Here is a 20,385-nt window from a genome sequence, read left to right as displayed (position 1 = left end):
CCCTTGCGATGAGCGGGCTGGATCAGCTCGCGTCGCCCATCTGAGACTGCAGGTAGTTCTGCTCGCCCACCTTGCCGACCAGGTCCAACTGGGTTTCGAGGTAGTCGATGTGCTCCTCCGTGTCGTCCAGGATCTGCACGAACAGCTCGCGGGACACGTAGTCGCGCACGCTTTCGCAGTAGGCCACGGCCTCCTTCAGGTGGGCATGGCCGGTGCGCTCGATCTTCAAGTCGCACTCCATCGTCTCGACGGCGTTCTCGCCGATGTAGAGCTTGCCCAGGTCCTGCAGGTTGGGCAGGCCGTCCAGCGTCAGCACGCGCTCGATGAGCTTGTCGGCGTGCTTCATCTCCTCGATGGATTCCTCGTACTCGTGCTTAGCCATCTTCATCAGGCCCCAGTTCTTCAGCATGCGGGCATGCAGGAAATACTGGTTGATGGCGGTCAGTTCGAGCTTGAGCTGCGCGTTCAGGTGAGCGATGACTTGCGGGTCGCCTTTCATGGAGGCCTCCTTGTTGTATGCGTGAAGAATGTGTGCAGTATCGGCAGCGATAGCCCCAGAGCAAAACCGGTTTTTCTGAAAATGAGACCGATTCGCATTAGACTTCGCTTCACCATGATCGTCTGTGTCTGCCACCGCGTCTCCGACCGCGACATCGCCATCGCCGCTTCGGCGGGCTGCCCGAGTTTCGAGGCGCTGCAGGAGGACCTGCGCGTGGCCACCGCATGCGGCGCCTGCCACGACTGCGCCTGCGAGGTGTTCGAGGAAAGCCGTGTGGCGGGTGGCGCAGCCAGCCCGCGTGGCAAGACGATTGCGATCCACGCGCGGCTCGCGGCCTGAAGGCGCGGCTAGAATCACGCCCAGGCGCCAGGCAATGGCGCCATTTTTTTGTTGTTCCCTGCCCCGAAGTCGTTGTGTTTCGCAGCCGCTCAAGGCGAGGACGGCACGACATCTTTGAGGAAAGAAACTCCATGAGCACCATGCAAACCGGCACCGTCAAATGGTTCGACGACGGCAAGGGCTTCGGCTTCATCACGCCGGCCGATGGCACCAAGGATCTGTTCGCACATCACAGCGAAATCAAGAACAACGGTGGCTTCCGCACGCTGGCTGAAGGCGCGCAAGTCGAGTTCGAAGTGAAGCAGGGCCCCAAGGGCCTGCAAGCCGCGAACATCCGCTCGCTGTAAATCCATCACGGCTCAGGCCGTTGATCTGAAGCCCGCGCCCAGCGCGGGCTTTGTGCTTTCTGGGTCCGCCCCGACAATCACCGGTTATGTCTGCACTGCCCGTCGCCCCTCCGAAGGCGCTGACCGCTTACCGCCCGTTCTGGGCCAAGCGCTTCGGCCCCGCGCCCTTCCTGCCCATGAGCCGGCAGGAGATGGAGCAGCTCGGCTGGGATTCCTGCGACATCATCATCGTCACGGGCGATGCGTACGTCGACCACGCCAGCTTCGGCATGGCCGTCATCGGCCGCACGCTGGAGGCCCAGGGCTTTCGCGTCGGCATCATTGCGCAGCCCGACTGGAACAGTGCCGACGCCTTCAAGGCGCTTGGCAAGCCGAACCTGTTCTTCGGTGTGGCCGCGGGCAACATGGATTCAATGATCAACCGCTACACGGCTGATCGCAAAATCCGCAGCGACGACGCCTACACACCCGGTGGCCAAGGCGGCAAGCGCCCCGACCGCGCGACGCTGGTTTACACGCAGCGCTGCCAGGAGGCGTTCAAGGACGTCCCCATCGTCATCGGCGGCATCGAGGCCTCGCTGCGCCGCATTGCGCATTACGACTACTGGCAGGACAAGGTGCGCCGCTCCGTGCTGGTGGACAGCAAGGCCGACCTGCTGGTCTACGGCAATGCCGAGCGCGCCATCATCGAGATCGCCCACCGCCTGGCGCGCCGCGAGCCCATCGAGTGCCTGACCGACGTGCGCGGCACGGCCTTCATGCGTCGCGACGACGACCCGTCGGCCGACGGCTGGTTCGAGCTGGACTCCACCGAGGTGGACCGCCCCGGTCGCGTCGACGAGCTGATCAGCCCATACCAGATCATTGACGAGAAGAGCACCTGCGCGTCCAACGACGAGCCGGACGCGCCCAAGCCGATCAAGATTCACAAGACCGGCCGCATCGCCATGCCGCCGCGTGAGCGCACCGTGGTGCGTCTGCCGGCGTACGAGGTGGTGAAGAGCGACCCGGTGCTGTATGCCCACGCCAACCGCGTGCTGCACCTGGAGACCAACCCCGGCAACGCCCGTGCGCTGGTGCAGCGCCATGGCGAGCGCGACCTGTGGATCAACCCGCCGCCCATCCCGCTCTCGACGCCGGAGATGGATCACGTTTTCGACCTGCCCTACGCCCGCGCGCCGCACCCCAGCTACGCGGACGAGAACGGCAGCCACGACGGCGCGACCAAGATCCCGGCCTGGGAAATGATCCGCTTCAGCGTGAACATCATGCGCGGCTGCTTCGGCGGCTGCACCTTCTGCTCGATCACCGAGCACGAGGGCCGCATCATCCAGAGCCGCAGTGAAGACTCTGTCATTCGCGAGATCGAGGAGATGCGCGACAAGGTGAAGGGCTTCACCGGCATCGTGTCGGACCTGGGCGGCCCCACGGCCAACATGTACCGCATTGGCTGCAAGAGCCCCGAGATCGAAGCCGCCTGCCGCAAGCCCAGCTGCGTCTACCCGGGCATCTGCCCGAACCTGAACACCAGCCACGACCCGCTCATCAAGATGTACCGCCGCGCGCGCGCGCTGCCGGGCGTCAAGAAGATCCTGATCGGCTCCGGCCTGCGGTATGACCTGGCCGTGCAGTCGCCCGAGTACGTGAAGGAGCTGGTCACCCATCATGTGGGCGGTTATCTCAAGATCGCGCCGGAGCACACCGAGAACGGCCCGCTGTCCAAGATGATGAAGCCGGGCATCGGCACATACGACCGCTTCAAGCAGATGTTTGAGGCGGCGAGCGCCGCGGCCGGCAAGAAGCAGTACCTGATCCCGTACTTCATCGCCGCCCACCCCGGCACCAGCGACGAGGACATGATGAACCTCGCCGTATGGTTGAAGAAGAACGGCTTCCGCGCCGACCAGGTGCAGACCTTCTACCCCAGCCCGATGGCCACGGCGACGGCGATGTACCACTCCGGCCGCAACCCGCTCAAGGGCATCAGCCGTGATGAGACTCGCGGCGAAAAGGTGGACATCGTGCGCGGCGAGCGCCGCCGCCGGCTGCACAAGGCCTTCCTGCGCTACCACGACGCCAACAACTGGCCGCTGCTGCGCGAGGCGTTGAAGGCCATGGGCCGCGCCGACCTGATCGGCAACGGCAAGCACCACCTGATCCCGAGCTACCAGCCCGTGACCGATGGCAGCTACGAAAGCGCCCGGCGCAAGAACTCGACCGGCGCCAAGCCCGCGCCTCAACCCGGCGGGTCCTCGCCGATGAAGCCGGCCACGCCGCGCAAGGGTCAGGTGCTGACCCAGCACACCGGCCTGCCGCCGCGCGTGACCGGCGCCGCCCGGGCGGCCGGCGCGCGTCCGGGCAAACCCGGTAAGCGTTGAGGGCTGTAGCGGGATATTTGCCCGCGCTTTTCGTGGCGATGGCTGCGTGGATGCACTACGCTTGCGGCTCCCGACCGGCGGGGCTGTAGCCGCCGCCCGTGCTTAAGCCCTCGCCCTCATGCAAGACACAACGCCTGCCGTTGACGACGACCTGCTCGAGTTGCTCGACGAGCCCGAGCATGCCGAGCTGGAGCATCGCCCCTACGACCGGCCCTGGCGCATCCTGATCGTCGACGACGACGGTGACGTCCATAAGGCCACCGAGCTGGCCATGCAGGGCCTGACCATCGAGGGCCAGCCGCTGATCTTCCTGCACGCGAGCTCCGCCGCCCAGGCGCGCCAGCTGCTGGCGAGCGAAGACGACCTCGCGGTGGTGCTGCTGGATGTCGTCATGGAGAGCGAGGACGCCGGTCTGCAGCTGGTGCGCCACATCCGTGACGAGCTGCGCCTGAATGCGCTGCGCATCGTGCTGCGCACCGGCCAGCCCGGCTACGCGCCCGAGATCGAGACGGTGCAGGCCTATGACATCAACGACTACAAGACCAAGTCCGAGCTGACACGCACGCGCCTGTACACGGTGCTGACGGCGGCGGTGCGCTCCTACCGCCAGATCTGCGCGCTGGAGGCCAACCGCCTCGGGCTGGAGATGATCGTCGAGAGCAGCACCTCGCTGTCTCGCATGCGCGGACTCTCCCGCTTTGCGGAGGGTGTCGTCACGCAGCTGTGCGCGCTGCTGGGCATCCTGCCCGAGGGCCTGGTCTGCGCGCAGGTGCACGGCGAGGCCAGTGACGAGGTGCGCATCGTCGCTGCGGCCGGCCAGTACAGCGGCCTCATCGACCGCCCGCTGGCCCAGGTCAAGATCGTCGCCGTGCGCGAGCGCCTGGAGCGCTGCCTGCGCGAGCGCCGCAACATCTACGATGACGGCACCTGCCTGTACTTCGGCATGGGCCCCGGCCGCGCGATGGCGGCGCTGGTGGACGTGGGCCGCGAGCTCGACGATCTGGACCAGCAGCTGCTGCGCGCCTTCTGCTCGAACATCGCCGTCGGCTTCGAGAACGTGCTGCTGTACACCCAGCTGCTGGATCAGGCCTACAACGACCCGCTGCTGCGCCTGCCCAACCGCAACCGCTTCGTCGAGTTGCTGGACAAGAACCTGAAGGACCCGCAAGGCGTCACGCTGGCGCTGATCGACATCGACGATTTCTCCGACATCAACGACGCCTTCGGCCAGCACTTCGGCGACCAGGTGCTGCAGGCCGTTGTGCAGCGCATGAGCGAGATGCTGGGCCTGAACACGGCGATGGCCCGCGTCGGCGCGGACACCTTCGGCGTGCTGGGCGAGCACGTCAAGGTCTGTCCGGAGAGCGTGCAGTCCGTGTTCGCCGACCCCTTCGTCGTGTCCGGCGAGCGCTTGCAGCTGTCAGCCACCACCGGCCTCGTGCGGCTGGGCGAATCCACCGCGGTCGGCTCCGAGCTGCTGCTGGACGCCCAGATCGCGCTGAAGCGCGCCAAGCAGCACCAGCGCGGCTCGTCTCAATATTTCTCCGCCGCCATGGGCAGCGACGCGCGCGAGCGCTTCAAGCTGCTGAAGGGCCTGCGCACCGGCTTCGAGGAAAGCCAGCTGTTCGTCGTCTACCAGCCGCAGGTGGACCTGGACACGCGCCGCGTCATCGGGGCCGAGGCGCTGCTGCGCTGGCGCACCGTCGACAACCGCTTCATCCCTCCCGACCAGTTCATTCCGCTGGCCGAGCAGAGCGGGCTCATCATTCCCATCGGGGAGTTCGTCATGCGCACCGCGTGCGGCCAGCTGAAGAAGATGCAGGCGCTGGGGCACGGCGACTTCCGCATGGCCGTCAACGTGTCCATGGCGCAGTTCCGCCACCCCGGCTTCATCGACATGTTGGAACGCGCGCTGCGCGACTGCGGCGTCAGCGGGCACCACCTCGAGCTGGAGATCACCGAGTCCATGGCGATGGAGGATGCCGAGCTGGTGCGCCGCGTGCTGGCCGACATCAAGCACCTGGGCTTCAGCGTGGCCATCGACGACTTCGGGACCGGCTTCTCGTCTTTGAGCCAACTGCGCCAGCTACAGGTGGACCGCCTCAAGATCGACCGCGCCTTCGTGCAGGAGGCGCAGACTTCGACCGCTGGCTCCACCATCGCGCAGATGGTCGTCAACCTTGGCCGCGGCCTGGGGCTGACCGTCATCGCCGAGGGCATCGAGACCGAGGAGCAGCGCCAGTACCTTGTTGGGCTGGGCTGCCACGAAGGCCAGGGCTGGCTGTTCGCCAAGCCCATGCCGGCCGACCAGCTCGAAAGTTTCATGGCCGGCTGAACCCCTGATGGCGCGGCCGGGGCGGAACCCTAAACTCCGCCGACCCTCAGACAGCCAGGAGCGCTCATGAGTCTTGCGAAGATCCTCGTCGCCCAGGGTGGCGGCCCCACCGCCGTCATCAACCAGAGCCTGGTGGGCGTGGTGCTCGAAGCGCGGCGCCAGGCCGGCGTGGCGGCGGTCTACGGCGCCCGCCACGGCGTGCGCGGCATCGTCAATGAGGACTTCGTCGACCTGGCTCAGGAGACCAGCCACAACCTGGAGCTGGTGGCCATGACGCCTGCGTCCGCGCTGGGCTCGACGCGCGACAAGCCCGATGCGGCCTACTGTCACGAAATCTTCGCGGTGCTGCAGGCGCATGGCATCACGCACTTCTTCTACATCGGCGGCAACGACTCCTCGGACACCGTGCGCATCGTGTCGGAAGAGGCCCAGGCGGCGAACTACCCGCTGCGCTGCATCCACATCCCCAAGACCATCGACAACGACCTGGTTGGCAACGACCACACGCCCGGCTACGCGTCGGCCGCACGCTTCGTTGCCCAGGCCTTCGCCGGCGCCAACCTCGACAACGCCGCGCTGCCTGGCGTCTACGTGGGTGTCGTGATGGGGCGCCACGCGGGCTTCCTCACCGCCGCCGCCGCCCTGGGCAAGAAGTTTGACGACGACGGCCCGCACCTGATCTACGTGCCCGAGCGCGACTTCCACATCGACCAGTTCCTGCGCGACGTGAAGGCCACGCACGAGCGCTTCGGCCGCTGCGTCATTGCCGTCAGCGAGGGCATCCACGACGCGAGCGGTGCGCCCATGCTGTCAAAGCTGGCCGGCCAGCATTCGGATCTCGAGCGCGACGCGCACGGCAATGTGCAGCTCAGCGGCACCGGCGCGCTGGCGGACCTGCTGTGCGAGGAGATCAAAGCCAAGCTGGGCATCAAGCGCGTGCGCGGCGACACGTTCGGCTACCTGCAGCGCAGCTTCCTGGGCTGTGTGTCCGATGTGGATCAGCGCGAGGCGCGCGAGGTCGGCGAGAAGGCCGTGCAGTACGCCTTCCACGGCGACCGCGACGGCTCCGTGGCCATCCAGCGCGTGGGCTACTACTCGGTGGACTACAAGCTGTTGCCGCTGGCCGCCGTGGCCGGCAAGACTCGCACCATGGAAGACGTGTTCATCAACGCCGCCGGCACCGACGTGACGGATGCCTTCCGCCTGTACCTGCGCCCGCTGCTGGGGTCGGGCATGCCGGACGCGTACCGACTGCGACCCAACCCGGTGGCTAAGGTGCTGAACAGGGGCTGAGCGTCGTTCAACCCTCGGCGGGTGCGGGCAATTGCTTCAGCGCCCACGCTTCCGCCTTGTCCTGCAGCCAGCCCACGGCGAGGTTGCCGATCACCCAGATCAGGAACACCGTGCTGGCGCGCACGGGGCCGTCGTTCAGCGTCATGTAGGCCGTGCCGACGACCAGCGGCAGCAGCGCGACGCCGTAGGTCCAGCGGTCTGAGAGCGCCAGGGTGTTCAGCATCGGCCGCAGCGGCCACTGCGCTAGGCCCTCAGCGCGCACGCGCTCCTCCTGCACCGCGGCGGCCAGCAGCATCCAGGCCACGGCCACCAGCAGGCAACTGGGCAGTGGTAGCCAGTGGCCCAGTGCTGCCCAGAACAGGAAACCCACCAGCGGCGACAGGCCGGCCACCACGCAGCCGTGCAGCGGGACCAGCGGCCACGCCGCCACCAGCCCCGCGAGGCCGAACAGCCAGGCGGCCGGCAGGTACAGCCAGCCGGGGATCACCGACAACGGCCCGCCCGTCGACGCAGCGCTGCCCGCATCCAGCCAGGCCATCCACGCGGCGAACAGCAGCCACACCAGGCCCAGCACCGGCTGCATCTCGTTGCGCCGCCAGCGCTCCAGAGGCAAGGCCAGACGTCGGGTGGGCGTCGTCAACGCCGGACCCACGTTGAGCAATGTGCCCACCATGAGGCCGGCGACGAGCAGCGCCCCGGTCGCCACCAGCCAGCCCGCTGCATGCGCGCCGCCGATCGCCGGGTCGCCGAACACGCCGACGCTGGCGGCGAGCATCAGTGCCGCCCCCAGCCCAGCACGCAGCCACAGGCCCCGCTTCTGGCCGGCGGCCAGCCAGGCCGGCGCCTGCGCGTCCAGCCCCAAGTGGCGCAGCCACGGCACGCTCAGCAGCCCCAGCGCCCGCGCAACCCGGGGCTGCAGCAGCAGCCACAGCAACTGCAGCTTGAACGCGTTGTCGCCGGCGTCGCGCAGCGCGGCGAGACCCAGCAGCGGCGCCACCAGCGCGCGCACGGCCGGGTCGATGGCCGCCGGCCGCAGCCGTGCGTCCAGCGCGTCATGCAGTGCATGGGCCAGCTCGACGCCCAACTGGCGTTCGGTGCGGAAGTCGTTCAGCCAGCCGAAGTGCGCGTCCAGCGCTTTCAGCAAGGCATCCGGCAGGCTGGGCAGGCTCAGCGCCCACTGCGCGAAAGCCGCCGAAAACTCGGCCTGCCGGCTCAACGGCTGCTGGTCCAGCACGTGGCGCACATCGCCCCACGCCTGCACCAACGCAGCCTCGCCGTCGCGGCGCCAGCGCAGTTCCAGCGCGTCGATCAGGTCCAGGGGTTGAACGGCGGGCTCCGTGTCAGCGGCCGGTGTCGTTTCGTTCGCGCGACAGACCGAGGGCGGTGCCGGCGGTGCGGGCACTGCCGGTTCATCGCCGGGCTGGGGCGACGCCGCGTTCTCGCACTGCCACTTCGCCCACTGCTGCACGCGCTCGTAGGCCGCGCGCAGTGCCTGGTAGGCCTCGGCATCGTCGTCGGGACGCGTGACCTTCAGCTTCAGCGCATAGGCCTTTTTGATCGCAGCCAGTTCCGTCGTCGGTTCAATGCCCAGCAGGGCCCAGTCCTGTTCCCACATGGCGGTCAGAAGCGGAACGAGGTGTCGATGCTGTCCAGCGCTTCCTTGAATTGCTGGCGTGCGCTTCGGATGGTGCGCGGGTCCTGCGTCTGCAGCGCCAGCTCGAACTGACCGAGCCAGTCCTGCAGCATCACGCGGTCGTTGCCCAGGCGGTCCTCGAACAGACGCTTGGCGCGTTCGATCTGGTAGCGGTTGTCCTGCTCGTCGCGCGGGTGGCGCTTCAGCGCCTGCAGCCGCTCTCGCGTGGCGGCGAGCTCGGCGGCGCTCAGGCGTGCGCCCTGGCTTTCAATGATCAGCTCGTGCCGCTGGCCGCCGGGGAAGTCGTGCGCCTCGACCTCCAGCAGCCCGTTGGCGTCGTAGGTGAAGCGCACGTCCACGCCGGCCTGGCCTGCGGGCGCGGCGGCGATGGGGATCTCCAGCTTGCCCAACGACAGGTTCTCCGACCCCACCGGCGACTCGCCCTGGCGCACGTCCACCAGGATGACCTTTTGCCCGTCGCCCAGCGTGCGGTACTGCTCCACGCGCGACACCGGCACCGGCGTGTTGCGCTCGATGATGGGGGAGAAGCGGTCGTTGACCATGCGGCCGGCGATCTGCGAGGCCGCCACGATGCCCAGCGAGTAGGGCATTACGTCGGTCAGCACCACGTCGTCCAGCGCCGCGTCGCGGGCCTTCAGGCCGGCCTGCACGGCAGCACCCATCGCGATGGCGAGGTCGGGGTCCAGCTTGCGCAACGGCAGGCGCTGGAAGAGGCGCGTGACGAGCTTCTGCACCATCGGCATGCGCGTGGCGCCGCCCACCAGCACGACTTCAGCCAGGCCCGCCGGATCCAGTTGCGCATCGGCCAGCGCCCGCTCGATGGGCCGGCGCAGGCGCTGCAGCAGATCCTGCGCGCCGGCCTCGAAGTCGGCGCGCGTGATCGTGGCGGTCAGCGTGCGGTCGCGCCAGACGGTGCTCATCGTGGCGCTGTCGCGCTCGCCGAGATCGCGCTTGGCCTGCTCGGCCAGGCGCCACCAGGTTTCGCTGGCCAGCCAGGCTTGGCGCTCCTCCGTCGTCAGGCCCTCGGCCTGCTTCGCGAACAGCTGCGCGATGGCGCGGCTGAAGTCCTCGCCGCCCAGTCGCGTGTCGCCCGCGCTGGCGCGCACCTCCACGACGCCGTCGAAGTACGCCAGCACCGACACGTCGAACGTGCCGCCGCCCAGGTCGAACACCAGGAAGCTGCTGTGCTCGGGCCGCTCCTGCAGGCCATAAGCCAGGCCTGCAGCGGTGGGCTCGTTCAGCAGCCGCTCGACCTTCAGCCCGGCAATCTCGCCGGCCGTGCGCGTGGCGCGGCGCTGGGCTTCGTTGAAGTACGCCGGCACGGTGATGACGGCCTCGGTGACCGGCTCACCGAGGAAGGCCTCGGCGTCGGCCTTCAGCGCCTGCAGCACCAGCGCCGACAGCTCCTGGGGCCGCAGCTCCTTCACGTGCGAGCCGGTGCGCAGCGTGACCTTGCGGTCGCTGCCCATCCAGCGCTTGAACGCCAGCGCCGTGGACTGCGCATGCAGCCCCGCACGCTCGCGCGCAGCCAGGCCCACCAGCATGTGGCCCTGCTCGTCCAGCGCCACGGCGGACGGCGTCAGGAAATCCCCGTGAGCGTTGGGGATGAGGACGGCCTCGCCGTCGCGAAACACCGCCGCCGCGCTGTGCGTGGTGCCCAGGTCGATGCCCAGGATCATTGCAGGAGCCTCTCGTTGGAACGGGCGCAAGCGTAGCCGCTTATGCGGTCAGCGCTGGGGCTGGATCAGCCGGGGATGCCACCTGTTCGACCCCCTTCAGCGTCGCCGAGCCGAAATGGCGGTGGCTGTAGGACACGTCTCGTCGTTGCCGATGACGGGATCGGCGTCCACGACCTTGCGCGCGATGACCGCTTCGACGCGACGCGCCGCCCCGGCGCGGACGCGCGCCTGCGCGCCTGCGCGCGCTTCGGTAAGGATGGGTCCTCACGAGGAAGAGCGCTCCACGGTTGTCATGCGGCATGTCTGCCTGGTTTTCGATCAACTCGCCGACTTGCAGGCCCGGCTCGACGCGAGCGACACGCGCGCCAATGCGGCAGCGGCGGCGTCCGTGCTAGTGCAGATCTACAGCGCCATCGTGCAGCGGGACTGGATCGCCTCGGTATCCGTTAGCGTGCGGGCCCAGCCGCGCCTTGAGCGTCGTCAGCCGCCGCGCTTGGCCAGCACGGCCCTCGCCACGCGCGACACCGGCGGGCGGCCCAGCACGTTGGAGATGAAGGCGCCGGCGTCCACCAGCTTGTCGAGATCGATGCCGGTCTGGATGCCGAGGCCGTCCAGCATGAACACGGCGTCCTCCGTCGCCACATTGCCCGTCGCGCCCCTTGCATAGGGGCAGCCGCCCAGGCCGGCCACGCTGGCGTGGAAGCTGTGGATGCCCAGCTCCAGGCTGGCGTAGATGTTGGTCAGCGCCTGGCCGTAGGTGTCGTGGAAATGGCCCGACACCTCCGCCAGCGGGAAGTGCTTCAGCGCCCGCTCCATCGCGGCCTGCACCTTGCGCGGCGTGCCCACGCCGATGGTGTCGGCGATGTCGATGGCGTCCACGCCCAGTGCGCGCAGCGGGCGCACGACGGCCTCGACCTGGTCTGCGCTGATGTCGCCTTCATAGGGGCAGCCCAGCGCGCACGACAGCGCCGCGCGCACCTTCACGCCGGCCGCATGCGCGCCCTCGATGACGGGCGCGAACCGCTCCAGGCTCTCGGCGATCGAGCAGTTGATGTTCTTCTGAGTGAACGCTTCGCTGGCCGCGGTGAAGACCAGGATCTCGTCGGGCTTTGACGCCAGCGCCGGCTCCAGCCCCTTCAGGTTGGGCACCAGTACCGAGTACCGAACGTCGGGCTTGCGCGCGATGGCCGCCATGACGGCGGTGTTGTCGCCCATCTGCTGCACCCACTTCGGGCTGACGAAGCTGGTGACCTCGATCTCCTTGAGACCGGCATCCTGCAGCATCGCCACCAGTTGCGCCTTGTGCTCGGTGGCGACGTTCTCCTTCTCGTTCTGCAGCCCGTCGCGCGGGCCGACGTCGAGGATCTTGACGTGCGAGGGCAGGGCCATGGTTCAGGCTTGCAGCTTGAGGAGTTCCGCGCCGTCGCTGACCTGGTCGCCGATGGCGAACAGCAGCTCGGCGACCTTGCCGTCGCGCGGCGACGAGATCGTGTGCTCCATCTTCATGGCCTCCATGACGGCCAGCGGCTGGCCTTTGGTGACGGTGTCGCCGGCCTGGGCCAGGAAGGCGATCAGCTTGCCCGGCATGGGTGCGGTGAGGCGGCCACCATCGGCCGGGCCGTCGCCGGCATGGGCGATCAAGTCCACCTGGGTCAGCACGGCGGAGTCATCGGCTGCGAACACGGCGACGCGCTCTCCCTGGGCGTAGGTCTTCACGCGCTGGCGCTCGGCGCCCAGAAATAGCTCGTGCGCTTCTGCGTCCTGCGATTGCACGGCGAACGGGATGGCTTCGCCCTCGACGGTCAGCGTCATGCCACCACGGTGATGGCGCGACAGCTGCACCTCGTGATGCGCGCCGCCGGCTTCCAGGTCGAAGCGCCGCGTTGCCGCGCCAAACAGGCGGAAGCCGTCGCGGGCGCTCCACGGGTCGCTGCCCTGCGTGGCGCCTTCGACGGCCAGCGCGTGGGCGACGACGGCGGCCGCGCTGATGCGCAGCGGCAGGCCGGGCTGGTCGAACAGCACCGCCTTCTCGCGCTCGATGAGGCCGGTGTCGAGGTCGGCGCCCGAGAACGACGCGGTCGCCGCGCAGCGGCGCAGGAAGGCGACGTTGGTGTGCAGGCCGACGATGTGCGTGTCGCGCAGCGCGGCGTCCAGCCGGGCCAGCGCCTGCGCCCGATCCTCACCCCAGACGATGAGCTTGGCGATCATCGAGTCGTAGAACGGGCTGATCGCGTCGCCCTCCCGCACACCGGCATCAATGCGGGTGGTGCCGCGCTCGAACGCGACATGCGCCGGCCAGCGTGCCACGTCCAGCGTGCCGGTGGCGGGCAGGAAGCCGCCGTCCGGGTTCTCGGCGCAGATGCGGGCCTCGATGGCGTGGCCGCGCATGCGCAGTTCGTGCTGCTTCAACGGCAGCGGTTCACCCGACGCGACGCGCAGTTGCCACTCCACCAGATCCTGGCCGGTGATCGCCTCCGTCACCGGATGTTCCACCTGCAGCCGGGTGTTCATCTCCATGAAGTAGAAGCGGCCGTCCTGCTCGGCGATGAACTCGACGGTGCCCGCGCCGACATAGCCCACGGCCTTCGCCGCGGCCACGGCGGCCTCGCCCATCTGTGCGCGACGTTCGGCGGTCATGCCCGGCGCGGGTGCTTCCTCCAGCACCTTCTGGTGGCGGCGCTGCACGGAGCAGTCGCGCTCGAACAAATAGACGCAGTCGCCGTGCGAATCGCCGAACACCTGGATCTCGATGTGGCGGGGCTTCTGCACATAGCGCTCGATCAGCACCGCGTCGTCACCGAAGCTGTTGCTGGCCTCGCGCTTGCACGAGGCCAGTGCGGCGTCGAACTCATCGGCGTTGTAGACCGCGCGCATGCCCTTGCCCCCGCCGCCGGCGCTGGCCTTGATGAGCACGGGGTAACCGATGCGCTCAGCTTCACGCTTCAGTAACGCCGGATCTTGATCCGCACCGTGGTAGCCGGGCACCAGCGGCACGTTTGCCGCTTCCATCAGCCGCTTCGATTCGGCTTTCAGGCCCATCGCCTGGATGGCGCTCGGCGGCGGACCGATGAAGGCGACGCCGGCATCAGCGCAGGCCTGCGCGAACGCCTCGTTCTCGCTCAAGAAACCGTAGCCGGGGTGCACGGCTTGTGCGCCGGTCGCCTTGGCGGCGGCCAGGATGCGCTCCCACTGCAGGTAGGAGTCGCGCGGCGCGGGGCCGCCGATGTGGACGGCTTCGTCGCAGGCCTGCACGTGCTGCGCATCTCGGTCGGCGTCGGAAAAGACTGCAACGGTCTGGATGCCGAGGCGGCGCGCAGTCGCGGCCACCCGGCAGGCGATCTCGCCGCGGTTGGCGATCAGGATCTTCTTGAACATCTCTTCTTGTCTCCGGTCTCGTGAACCTTCTACACGGGTTGTTCAGCTGCGGCCAGGATCACTGGCGTTGATGGCAGGGGCAGGCGGGAACGGTCACCCCGGCTTGTTGCCTTCCTGCAGCCGTTTGCGGCGCGCCTCGTACTGGTCGTAGTCCGGCGCGTTGCGGCGCTCGCACGCGCGCTGCTCCTGGGCATTGCTCAGGTTGGCGCACTGACCCTGCGCGACGGCCTGCACCTGGTCGTAGACGAAGGCGCAGCCGGACAACGAGAGGACGGCGAGCAAGAGCAGGAGTTGCTTCATGTCAGTGCGTGCAGACCTGCACCTTGGCCGCCGCGTCGGACGGCGTCAGCTCGGCTTCGGTCGAGCAACGCATGCCCAGCCGGTCCAGCAACGCCCGGTCCTTCTCGGCCTGCGGGTTGCTCGTCGTCAGCAGCTTGTCGCCGTAGAACATCGAGTTGGCGCCGGCCAGGAAGCACAGCGCTTGCATGGTCTCGGGCATCTCCTCGCGCCCGGCGGACAGGCGCACCATGGCGCGCGGCATCGCGATGCGGGCGACGGCAATCGTGCGGATGAACTCCAGCGGGTCCAGCGGCGCGACGCCGGCCAGCGGCGTGCCTTCGACTTGCACGAGGTTGTTGATGGGCACGCTCTCGGGGTAGGGGTCGAGGTTGGCCAGCTGCACGATGAGGCCGGCGCGCTGGCGGCGCGTCTCACCCATGCCGACGATGCCGCCGCTGCACACCTTCAGGCCCTGCTGGCGCACGCGGTCCAGCGTGTCGAGACGGTCCTGGTAGGTGCGCGTCGTGATGATCTGGCCGTAGAACTCGGGCGCGGTGTCGAGGTTGTGGTTGTAGTAGTCCAGCCCCGCCTCCTTGAGCTGCTCGGCCTGGCCGTCTTCGAGCATTCCGGCGGTCAGGCAGGTCTCCAGGCCCAGCGCCTTGACCTCGGAAATCATCTCGCCGATGGCTTCCAGGTGGCGGGGCTTGGGCGAGCGCCAGGCGGCGCCCATGCAGAAGCGCGTCGCGCCGTTGGCCTTGGCCGCGCGGGCGGCTTCCATCACTTCCTGCAGCGGGATCAGCTTCTCGGCCTTCAGGCCGGTGTCGAAGTGGGCCGACTGCGGGCAGTAGGCGCAGTCCTCCTCGCAGCCGCCGGTCTTGATGGACAGCAGCGTGGACAGTTGCACCGCATTGGCATCGAAGTGTTCGCGGTGCACCTGCTGGGCGCGGAACAGCAGGTCGTTGAAGGGCAGGTCGAACAGCGCCACGACATCCTTGACCGTCCAGGGCGTGGCTTGGCGGCGGTCGGCGTCGGTGGTGGGCGTGAGGGTCTGGATCTGGTTCATGCGAAGGCAACCAAGGGAGAAATGTCGAGATGCGCCGGTGCGTCCAGCGGATCGGAAAGTCGGGGGATGTGCCCCAGGCAGGGCGCCTTCAGGCCGGCCTGCAGAGAGGCCAGATTGTCGGCGACGTGCGACTGGTGCGGGTCGGCGGTGTTGGCCACCCACGCGCCCAGCGTCAGGCCACGCGCGCGGATGGCCTCCGCCGTCAGCAGCGCGTGGTTGATGCAGCCCAGCCGCAGGCCCACGACGAGTATGACCGGCAGGCCCAGGTCGAGGGCGAGGTCGGCGGTGTCCCAGTGGGCGGTGAGCGGCACGCGAAAGCCGCCGACGCCTTCGACCAGGGCGATGTCGGCCTTGGCCGCCGTGGCGCGGATGGCATGGAGCAGCGCATCGCGGTCGATAGCTCGGCCTTCGAGCTTGGCAGCGATGTGCGGTGCGCAGGGCTCGCGGAACTGCAGAGGACCGACGTCCGCGTCGCTCAGGCCCAAGTCTTGTGCTTCCAGCAGCTCGGCGACGTCCTCGTTGATCCAGCGGCTGTTGCGCCACGTCTGCCCGGCGGCCAGCGACTTGATCGGTGCGACGCGGTGGCCCGCCGCGGCCAGTGCACGGGTCAACGCGGCGGTGACGAAGGTCTTGCCGATCTCGGTGTCGGTGCCGGTGATGAAGAAGCCGTTCATGCCGCCTGCTCCTGCGTGGCGGCGGCGCGCTCCAGCGCAGTCAGCAACGCATCGACGTCAGTTGCCGTGTGCGTGCCGCACAGCGTGATGCGCAGTCGCGCGGTGCCCGCCGCAACGGTGGGCGGGCGGATGCCGGGTACGCGAAGGCCAGCGGCCTCCAGCGCGGCGGCGAGTGCCATGACTTCGGCGTTGCCGCCGACGATGAGCGGCTGGATGGGTGTAGACGAGTCGGTGAGCTGCCAGCCCAGGCGTGGGTGCTGGTCGATCAGTGCCAGCAGCCCGTCGCGCAACTGCGTTTGTCGCGCGACGAGGTTGGCGCGGCGGGCGGTGCCGAGTGGGCCTTCTATCAATGCGAAGCTGGTCAGTAGTGCATGCTCGATGGCCGGCGGCGATGCGGTCGAGAAGATGAAGTTGCGCGCGGACTGCAGGAGGTATTCAACGATGGTGGCGTGGGCCGCGACGAAGGCGCCCGCGAGGCCGGCGGCCTTGCCCAGCGTGCCGACAAGGATCAGCCGTTCGCTATGCAGGCCGAAGTGCTCCAGCGTGCCGCGACCTCTTTCGCCGAGCACGCCGAAGCCGTGCGCGTCGTCGACGACGAGCCAGGCGTCGAACTCGTCGGCCAGGGCAAGCAACGCGGGCAGCGGCGCGAGGTCGCCGTCCATGCTGAACACGGCGTCTGTGACGATGAGCTTGACCCTGGCCGTGCTGGCCGTGAGGGCCGCGCGCAGCGCCGTCAAGTCGGCATGCGGGAAGCGCGTGACCTTGGCTTTCGCCAGCCGCGCCGCGTCAATCAGCGACGCATGGTTGAGCTGCTCCGAGAAGATCTCGGTGTGCTCGTCGCCCAGCGTCGTAACGACGGCGAGGTTGGCCATGTAGCCCGTGCAGAAGCCGATGGTGCGGGCCTGCGGGATGTGCGGTGCGTACCAGCGCGCCAGCATGTCGGTGACGGCCTCGTGCGCGGCGCTGTGGCCGCTGACCAGCGGTGACGCGCCGGAGCCGCCGCCCCAGGTGCGGGCGCCTTCCGCCAGTGCCTCTGCGATGGCAGGCTCGGCGGCCAGGCCCAGGTAGTCATTGGAGCAGAACATCAGCAGCGGCCGGCCGTTGATGTTCTGGCGGGGCGCGGTGCCGTCGTCGGCGCGGCGCAGAGTGCGCGTCAGGCTCTGCGCGGCTATTGCCGAGAGCTTGGCGCTCAGGTGATCAAGCAAGGACATCGTTCAGCGTCGCCGTCACGGCATCGGCCAGGAAGGCCGCGGTCGCGTCGTCGATCAGGTAAGGGGGCATCAGGTAGACGGTGTTGCCGATCGGTCGGATCAGCAATTCGTGGGCGCGAGCCGCGAGGTGGAAAGCTTCAGCGAAGCGCGGGGGCGCTGCGGGCACATCGAACGCCAGGATCATGCCTCGCTGACGCAGGTGGGTGATGCGTGAGGACAAGGGTGCGAAGGCGCGGGTCAGGCGGTCGGCTTGCGCATGGTTGTCGTCGAGCTGTCCGCCGTCGAAGCGATCCAGCACCGCGTTGGCCGCCGCACAGGCCAGCGGGTTGCCGGTGTACGAGTGCGAATGCAGGAAGCCGCGCGTGACGTCCTCGCTCCAGAAAGCGGCGAACACGTCGTCGGTGGTCAGTACCAGCGACAGCGGCATCGTGCCGCCGGTGATGCCCTTGCTCAGCAAGATGAAGTCGGGCCACTCGGCTTGCGCTTGTTCCCAGGCGAAGAAGGTGCCGGTGCGTCCGCAGCCGACGGCGATCTCGTCGGCGATGAGATGCACGTCGAACTCGCGCGTCAGCTCGCGCAGTCGCTTCAGGTAGGCCGGCGAGTACATGACCATGCCGGCCGCGCCCTGGATCAGCGGCTCAACGATGACCGCCGCAATGTGGTCATGACGCTCGGCCAGCAGCGCGCGCATCGCTGCCAGCGCCTGGGCCTCGTTGCCGAGCCGCGCATCGGGCGACATGACGATATGCGCGCGCATCAGCAGTGGGTCGTAGGCGTCGCGGAACACCTGCACGTCGGTCACGCTCAGCGCGCCCAGCGTCTCGCCGTGATAGCTGTTCTTCAGGCAGACGAACTCGCGCTTCTCCGGACGACCGCGGTTCTTGAAGGAATGGAAGCTCTGCTTCAACGCGATTTCGACGGCGCTGGCGCCATCGCTGCCGAAGAACACATGGCCCAGCGCGCCGCCGGTGCGCGCCGACAGCCGCTCGGCCAGCCGCACGGCGGGCTCGTGTGTGCAGCCGGCCAGCATCACATGCGGCAGTGTGTCGAGCTGCGCCTTGATGGCATCAATCAGCGGCTGGTCACTGTGGCCGAACAGGTTGACCCACCACGACGAGTTGGCGTCGAAGTAGCGGCGGCCGTCGGTGTCGAACAACCAGGGGCCTTCGCCACGGGCGATGGGCAGCGGCGGCGCGGCGTCCAGCCGGGCCATCTGCGTGCAGGGGTGCCAGACGGCCTGGCGGCTGCGGTCTTGGAGAGAAGTCATGCAGGAGCGGGGCGGCGCACGCGGCGGACCAGTGCGCGCAGGAATTTGAAGCAGAACCAAATCAGCGCCGCCGTGACGAGCAGCGCGAGCGCCAGCAACGGGAAAAAGATGAACGGATGTGCCCAGGCCAGCCACAGCATGGTGGGCACGGCCACGTCGCCGATCAGCGACAGGCCGATGTTGGAGAAGGGCTCGGGCGAGGTGTTCGCCGCCGCCCGCGTGCTGGCCTTGGCCGTGTGGGCCGCCGCTGCCAGGCTACCGCCCACGAGGGCCGCGACGATACCCCAGGCCTGCCCGTCGTCGCCGGACCAGCCGCTGACCAGACCGGCCACCAGCGCCGCGCCGGCGGGGATGCGGATCAGCGTGTGCAGCGCGTCCCAGGCGCTGTCGATGAGCGGGATCTTGTCGGCCAGAAACTCGACCAGCGCCAGCAGGCCGGCGGCGCCCATCACCAGCGGTGACGACAGGATCTGCAGCCCGGGCGGCAGCGCGATCCAGCCGAGATGCCCGGCCACGCCGACCAGCAGCACCGTCAGGTACAGCCGCAGGCCACTGGCCCAGCCGAGGGCGGCGGCAAGGGCGATGAGCTGGACGGCGTCGAGGGTCATCAGCGGGCCCTCGCGCGGCCTTGCCGCAGCAGCAGGGCGCCGAACAGCGCCTCGATGACGGCGCCGGTGGCGGCGCCCAGCAGCGGGCCTGCGGCCTTCAGCTCGGACGACGGTGCGGCCAGCAGAAGACCCAGCACCAGACCAGCCGTGGCGAGCGCGAGGCCGCAGGACCAGTAGATGCACAGGCCGTACACCTTTGTGAACACGAGGTAGCGCAGGCCAATGACCAGCAGCATGGTCGGGAAGAACCATTCCAGCTTCTGCGTCGCCACGCCCAGCGCCAGTGCGCAGCCCACCAGCAGCCCGACGGTGCTGAGCATCGCCAGCCGGCCGAGCGGATTGGACTTCTCGTGCATGCCGGTGCGGCCCGCAAGTTTGGCCATCACCATGCTCAGCGGAAAGATGAACATGCCGCCGATCAGCAGCGTCCACACCGCCTGCTGCGGTTGGCCGAGAGCCGTCACACCGGCGGCAACGGCCCAGACCAGCGCCGAGGACAGCACCCCGAAGGCGGCATGCCAGTAGGCGGTGCGCATGTCGGCCTGGGCCCGGGCGATGTCGGGCGCCTGTGAGGTGAGGGCGGCTTCGTTCATCGTGTGGGTGCCTGGGTCCAGGGGGGCGGGGTCTTGGAGAGGAAGCTTTGCACGCCCGCGCGCCCTTCGCCACTGGCGCGGATGTCGGCGATGCGGCGAGCTGTGTCGTCGCGCAGTTCCGGCGTGATCTCGCGGCCGGCCACGTCCTTGACGAGTTGCTTGCAGGCGCGCGCAGCAGCAGGCCCGTTTGCCGCAATGGCGGTGACCAGCTCGTCCACCTTGGCATCCAGCGCGTCGGCGGCCACGACCTCGTGCACGAGGCCCAGGCGCCGAGCCTCATCGGCGGAGAAGCGCTCCGCCGTCACGAAGTAGCGCCGGGATGCCTGCTCGCCCAGCGCCTTGACGACGTAGGGGCCGATGGTGGCCGGCAGCAGGCCCAGCTTGGCCTCGCTCAGGCAGAAGCCCGCCGCATCCACCGCGACGACCATGTCCGCGCAGGCCACCAGCCCCACGCCGCCGGCGTACACATCGCCCTGCACGCGAGCGACGACCGGCACCGGGCAGTTGTAGATCGCCCACAGCATGTCGGCCAGCTTGCTGGCATCGGCCTGGTTTTCCTGCCAGCTGTAGCCGGCCATGGCCTTCATCCAGTTCAGGTCCGCACCGGCGCAGAAGGCCTTGCCTTCAGCCGCCAGCACGATGGCGCGCAGGTCGTTGCGCGCGCCCAGGACGTTGAAGGTGCCGGTCAGCTCGGCGATCAGCGTTTCGTTGAACGCATTGCGCACCTCGGGGCGGTTCAGCGTGACGCGGGCGATGTGGCCCTCGTGGGTGATGTGCAGGGTGTTCATGGC

The 20,385-nt window shown here is 68.6% G+C and carries 18 protein-coding genes; 5 read left to right on the top strand and 13 right to left on the bottom strand.

Features of this window, described 5'->3' with window-relative positions:
• Positions 1 to 22: 22 nt before the first annotated feature.
• The gene (gene bfr / locus ACG02S_RS19090; RefSeq protein ID WP_394472075.1) at positions 23 to 499 is read right to left on the bottom strand and encodes a bacterioferritin; all 477 of its coding nucleotides are present in this window, start codon (positions 497 to 499) and stop codon (positions 23 to 25) included.
• A 114-nt stretch (positions 500 to 613) separates the two neighbouring features.
• Here bfr and ACG02S_RS19085 point away from each other — a divergent pair, with 114 nt between their 5' ends.
• The 5 genes from ACG02S_RS19085 (at position 614) to ACG02S_RS19065 (ending at position 7,191) form a co-directional block, all read left to right on the top strand.
• Positions 614 to 838, top strand: coding sequence for a (2Fe-2S)-binding protein (locus tag ACG02S_RS19085; protein WP_394472074.1), 225 nt, complete (start codon positions 614 to 616; stop codon positions 836 to 838).
• Between the two features lie 140 nt (positions 839 to 978).
• Positions 979 to 1,185 carry a cold-shock protein gene (locus ACG02S_RS19080; RefSeq protein ID WP_394472213.1) on the top strand — a complete coding sequence of 69 codons (207 nt, stop codon included), beginning with the start codon at positions 979 to 981 and terminating at the stop codon, positions 1,183 to 1,185.
• An 86-nt stretch (positions 1,186 to 1,271) separates the two neighbouring features.
• Positions 1,272 to 3,563, top strand: coding sequence for a YgiQ family radical SAM protein (locus tag ACG02S_RS19075; RefSeq protein WP_394472073.1), 2,292 nt, complete (start codon positions 1,272 to 1,274; stop codon positions 3,561 to 3,563).
• 118 nt (positions 3,564 to 3,681) lie between these two features.
• Positions 3,682 to 5,898 (top strand): putative bifunctional diguanylate cyclase/phosphodiesterase, encoded by a 2,217-nt coding sequence (locus ACG02S_RS19070; protein ID WP_394472072.1) that lies wholly within the window; start codon positions 3,682 to 3,684, stop codon positions 5,896 to 5,898.
• 66 nt (positions 5,899 to 5,964) lie between these two features.
• The gene (locus tag ACG02S_RS19065) at positions 5,965 to 7,191 is read left to right on the top strand and encodes a 6-phosphofructokinase (RefSeq protein ID WP_394472071.1); all 1,227 of its coding nucleotides are present in this window, start codon (positions 5,965 to 5,967) and stop codon (positions 7,189 to 7,191) included.
• Positions 7,192 to 7,198: 7 nt separating this feature from the next.
• On the opposite strand, the gene ACG02S_RS19060 is transcribed toward ACG02S_RS19065, so the two are convergent.
• From ACG02S_RS19060 to ACG02S_RS19005, 12 genes are all read right to left on the bottom strand, one after another.
• The gene (locus ACG02S_RS19060) at positions 7,199 to 8,806 is read right to left on the bottom strand and encodes a hypothetical protein (RefSeq protein ID WP_394472070.1); all 1,608 of its coding nucleotides are present in this window, start codon (positions 8,804 to 8,806) and stop codon (positions 7,199 to 7,201) included.
• Positions 8,807 to 8,811: 5 nt separating this feature from the next.
• Entirely contained in the window at positions 8,812 to 10,524 is a 1,713-nt protein-coding gene (locus ACG02S_RS19055; protein ID WP_394472069.1) for an Hsp70 family protein, read from the bottom strand.
• A 480-nt stretch (positions 10,525 to 11,004) separates the two neighbouring features.
• Positions 11,005 to 11,913, bottom strand: a complete 909-nt coding sequence (locus ACG02S_RS19050; protein WP_394472068.1) for a hydroxymethylglutaryl-CoA lyase — start codon at positions 11,911 to 11,913, stop codon at positions 11,005 to 11,007.
• A 3-nt stretch (positions 11,914 to 11,916) separates the two neighbouring features.
• Positions 11,917 to 13,899 carry an ATP-binding protein gene (locus ACG02S_RS19045; protein WP_394472067.1) on the bottom strand — a complete coding sequence of 661 codons (1,983 nt, stop codon included), beginning with the start codon at positions 13,897 to 13,899 and terminating at the stop codon, positions 11,917 to 11,919.
• A 93-nt stretch (positions 13,900 to 13,992) separates the two neighbouring features.
• Entirely contained in the window at positions 13,993 to 14,199 is a 207-nt protein-coding gene (locus tag ACG02S_RS19040) for a hypothetical protein (RefSeq protein ID WP_394472066.1), read from the bottom strand.
• A 1-nt stretch (position 14,200) separates the two neighbouring features.
• Positions 14,201 to 15,241, bottom strand: coding sequence for a biotin synthase BioB (gene bioB, locus ACG02S_RS19035; protein WP_394472065.1), 1,041 nt, complete (start codon positions 15,239 to 15,241; stop codon positions 14,201 to 14,203).
• Positions 15,238 to 15,915 carry a dethiobiotin synthase gene (gene bioD, locus ACG02S_RS19030; protein WP_394472064.1) on the bottom strand — a complete coding sequence of 226 codons (678 nt, stop codon included), beginning with the start codon at positions 15,913 to 15,915 and terminating at the stop codon, positions 15,238 to 15,240. Before bioD ends, bioB begins: the two co-directional genes overlap by 4 nt.
• Positions 15,912 to 17,126 (bottom strand): 8-amino-7-oxononanoate synthase, encoded by a 1,215-nt coding sequence (locus tag ACG02S_RS19025; protein ID WP_394472063.1) that lies wholly within the window; start codon positions 17,124 to 17,126, stop codon positions 15,912 to 15,914. Before ACG02S_RS19025 ends, bioD begins: the two co-directional genes overlap by 4 nt.
• On the bottom strand, positions 17,113 to 18,393 hold the full coding sequence (gene bioA, locus ACG02S_RS19020) for an adenosylmethionine--8-amino-7-oxononanoate transaminase (protein ID WP_394472062.1): 1,281 nt from the start codon (positions 18,391 to 18,393) through the stop codon (positions 17,113 to 17,115). The genes ACG02S_RS19025 and bioA overlap by 14 nt, the downstream gene beginning before the upstream one ends.
• Positions 18,390 to 19,001, bottom strand: coding sequence for a DUF4126 domain-containing protein (locus ACG02S_RS19015; RefSeq protein ID WP_394472061.1), 612 nt, complete (start codon positions 18,999 to 19,001; stop codon positions 18,390 to 18,392). The genes bioA and ACG02S_RS19015 overlap by 4 nt, the downstream gene beginning before the upstream one ends.
• Complete coding sequence (locus ACG02S_RS19010; protein ID WP_394472060.1) at positions 19,001 to 19,594, bottom strand: DUF7010 family protein; 594 nt, start codon at positions 19,592 to 19,594, stop codon at positions 19,001 to 19,003. The genes ACG02S_RS19015 and ACG02S_RS19010 overlap by 1 nt, the downstream gene beginning before the upstream one ends.
• The gene (locus ACG02S_RS19005) at positions 19,591 to 20,382 is read right to left on the bottom strand and encodes an enoyl-CoA hydratase/isomerase family protein (protein ID WP_394472059.1); all 792 of its coding nucleotides are present in this window, start codon (positions 20,380 to 20,382) and stop codon (positions 19,591 to 19,593) included. The genes ACG02S_RS19010 and ACG02S_RS19005 overlap by 4 nt, the downstream gene beginning before the upstream one ends.
• Positions 20,383 to 20,385 lie beyond the last annotated feature (3 nt).

Source organism: Pelomonas dachongensis, from assembly GCF_043555865.1.
In the GTDB taxonomy this organism is placed as follows: Bacteria; Pseudomonadota; Gammaproteobacteria; order Burkholderiales; family Burkholderiaceae_C; genus Pelomonas; species Pelomonas dachongensis.
Note: the sequence above shows the minus strand (reverse complement) of the source record. Positions and strands in the feature narration are given on the sequence as shown.

Coding starts and splice junctions, on each gene's coding strand:
- ACG02S_RS19060 (WP_394472070.1), bottom strand. CDS start 8,806: ATGTGGGAACAGGACTGGGCCCTGCTGGGCATTGAACCGACGACGGAA.
- ACG02S_RS19085 (WP_394472074.1), top strand. CDS start 614: ATGATCGTCTGTGTCTGCCACCGCGTCTCCGACCGCGACATCGCCATC.
- bioD (WP_394472064.1), bottom strand. CDS start 15,915: ATGAACGGCTTCTTCATCACCGGCACCGACACCGAGATCGGCAAGACC.
- ACG02S_RS19050 (WP_394472068.1), bottom strand. CDS start 11,913: ATGGCCCTGCCCTCGCACGTCAAGATCCTCGACGTCGGCCCGCGCGAC.
- ACG02S_RS19065 (WP_394472071.1), top strand. CDS start 5,965: ATGAGTCTTGCGAAGATCCTCGTCGCCCAGGGTGGCGGCCCCACCGCC.
- bioA (WP_394472062.1), bottom strand. CDS start 18,393: ATGACTTCTCTCCAAGACCGCAGCCGCCAGGCCGTCTGGCACCCCTGC.
- ACG02S_RS19015 (WP_394472061.1), bottom strand. CDS start 19,001: ATGACCCTCGACGCCGTCCAGCTCATCGCCCTTGCCGCCGCCCTCGGC.
- ACG02S_RS19055 (WP_394472069.1), bottom strand. CDS start 10,524: ATGATCCTGGGCATCGACCTGGGCACCACGCACAGCGCGGCGGCGGTG.
- bioB (WP_394472065.1), bottom strand. CDS start 15,241: ATGAACCAGATCCAGACCCTCACGCCCACCACCGACGCCGACCGCCGC.
- ACG02S_RS19045 (WP_394472067.1), bottom strand. CDS start 13,899: ATGTTCAAGAAGATCCTGATCGCCAACCGCGGCGAGATCGCCTGCCGG.
- ACG02S_RS19025 (WP_394472063.1), bottom strand. CDS start 17,126: ATGTCCTTGCTTGATCACCTGAGCGCCAAGCTCTCGGCAATAGCCGCG.
- ACG02S_RS19080 (WP_394472213.1), top strand. CDS start 979: ATGCAAACCGGCACCGTCAAATGGTTCGACGACGGCAAGGGCTTCGGC.
- ACG02S_RS19070 (WP_394472072.1), top strand. CDS start 3,682: ATGCAAGACACAACGCCTGCCGTTGACGACGACCTGCTCGAGTTGCTC.
- ACG02S_RS19005 (WP_394472059.1), bottom strand. CDS start 20,382: ATGAACACCCTGCACATCACCCACGAGGGCCACATCGCCCGCGTCACG.
- ACG02S_RS19010 (WP_394472060.1), bottom strand. CDS start 19,594: ATGAACGAAGCCGCCCTCACCTCACAGGCGCCCGACATCGCCCGGGCC.
- ACG02S_RS19075 (WP_394472073.1), top strand. CDS start 1,272: ATGTCTGCACTGCCCGTCGCCCCTCCGAAGGCGCTGACCGCTTACCGC.
- bfr (WP_394472075.1), bottom strand. CDS start 499: ATGAAAGGCGACCCGCAAGTCATCGCTCACCTGAACGCGCAGCTCAAG.
- ACG02S_RS19040 (WP_394472066.1), bottom strand. CDS start 14,199: ATGAAGCAACTCCTGCTCTTGCTCGCCGTCCTCTCGTTGTCCGGCTGC.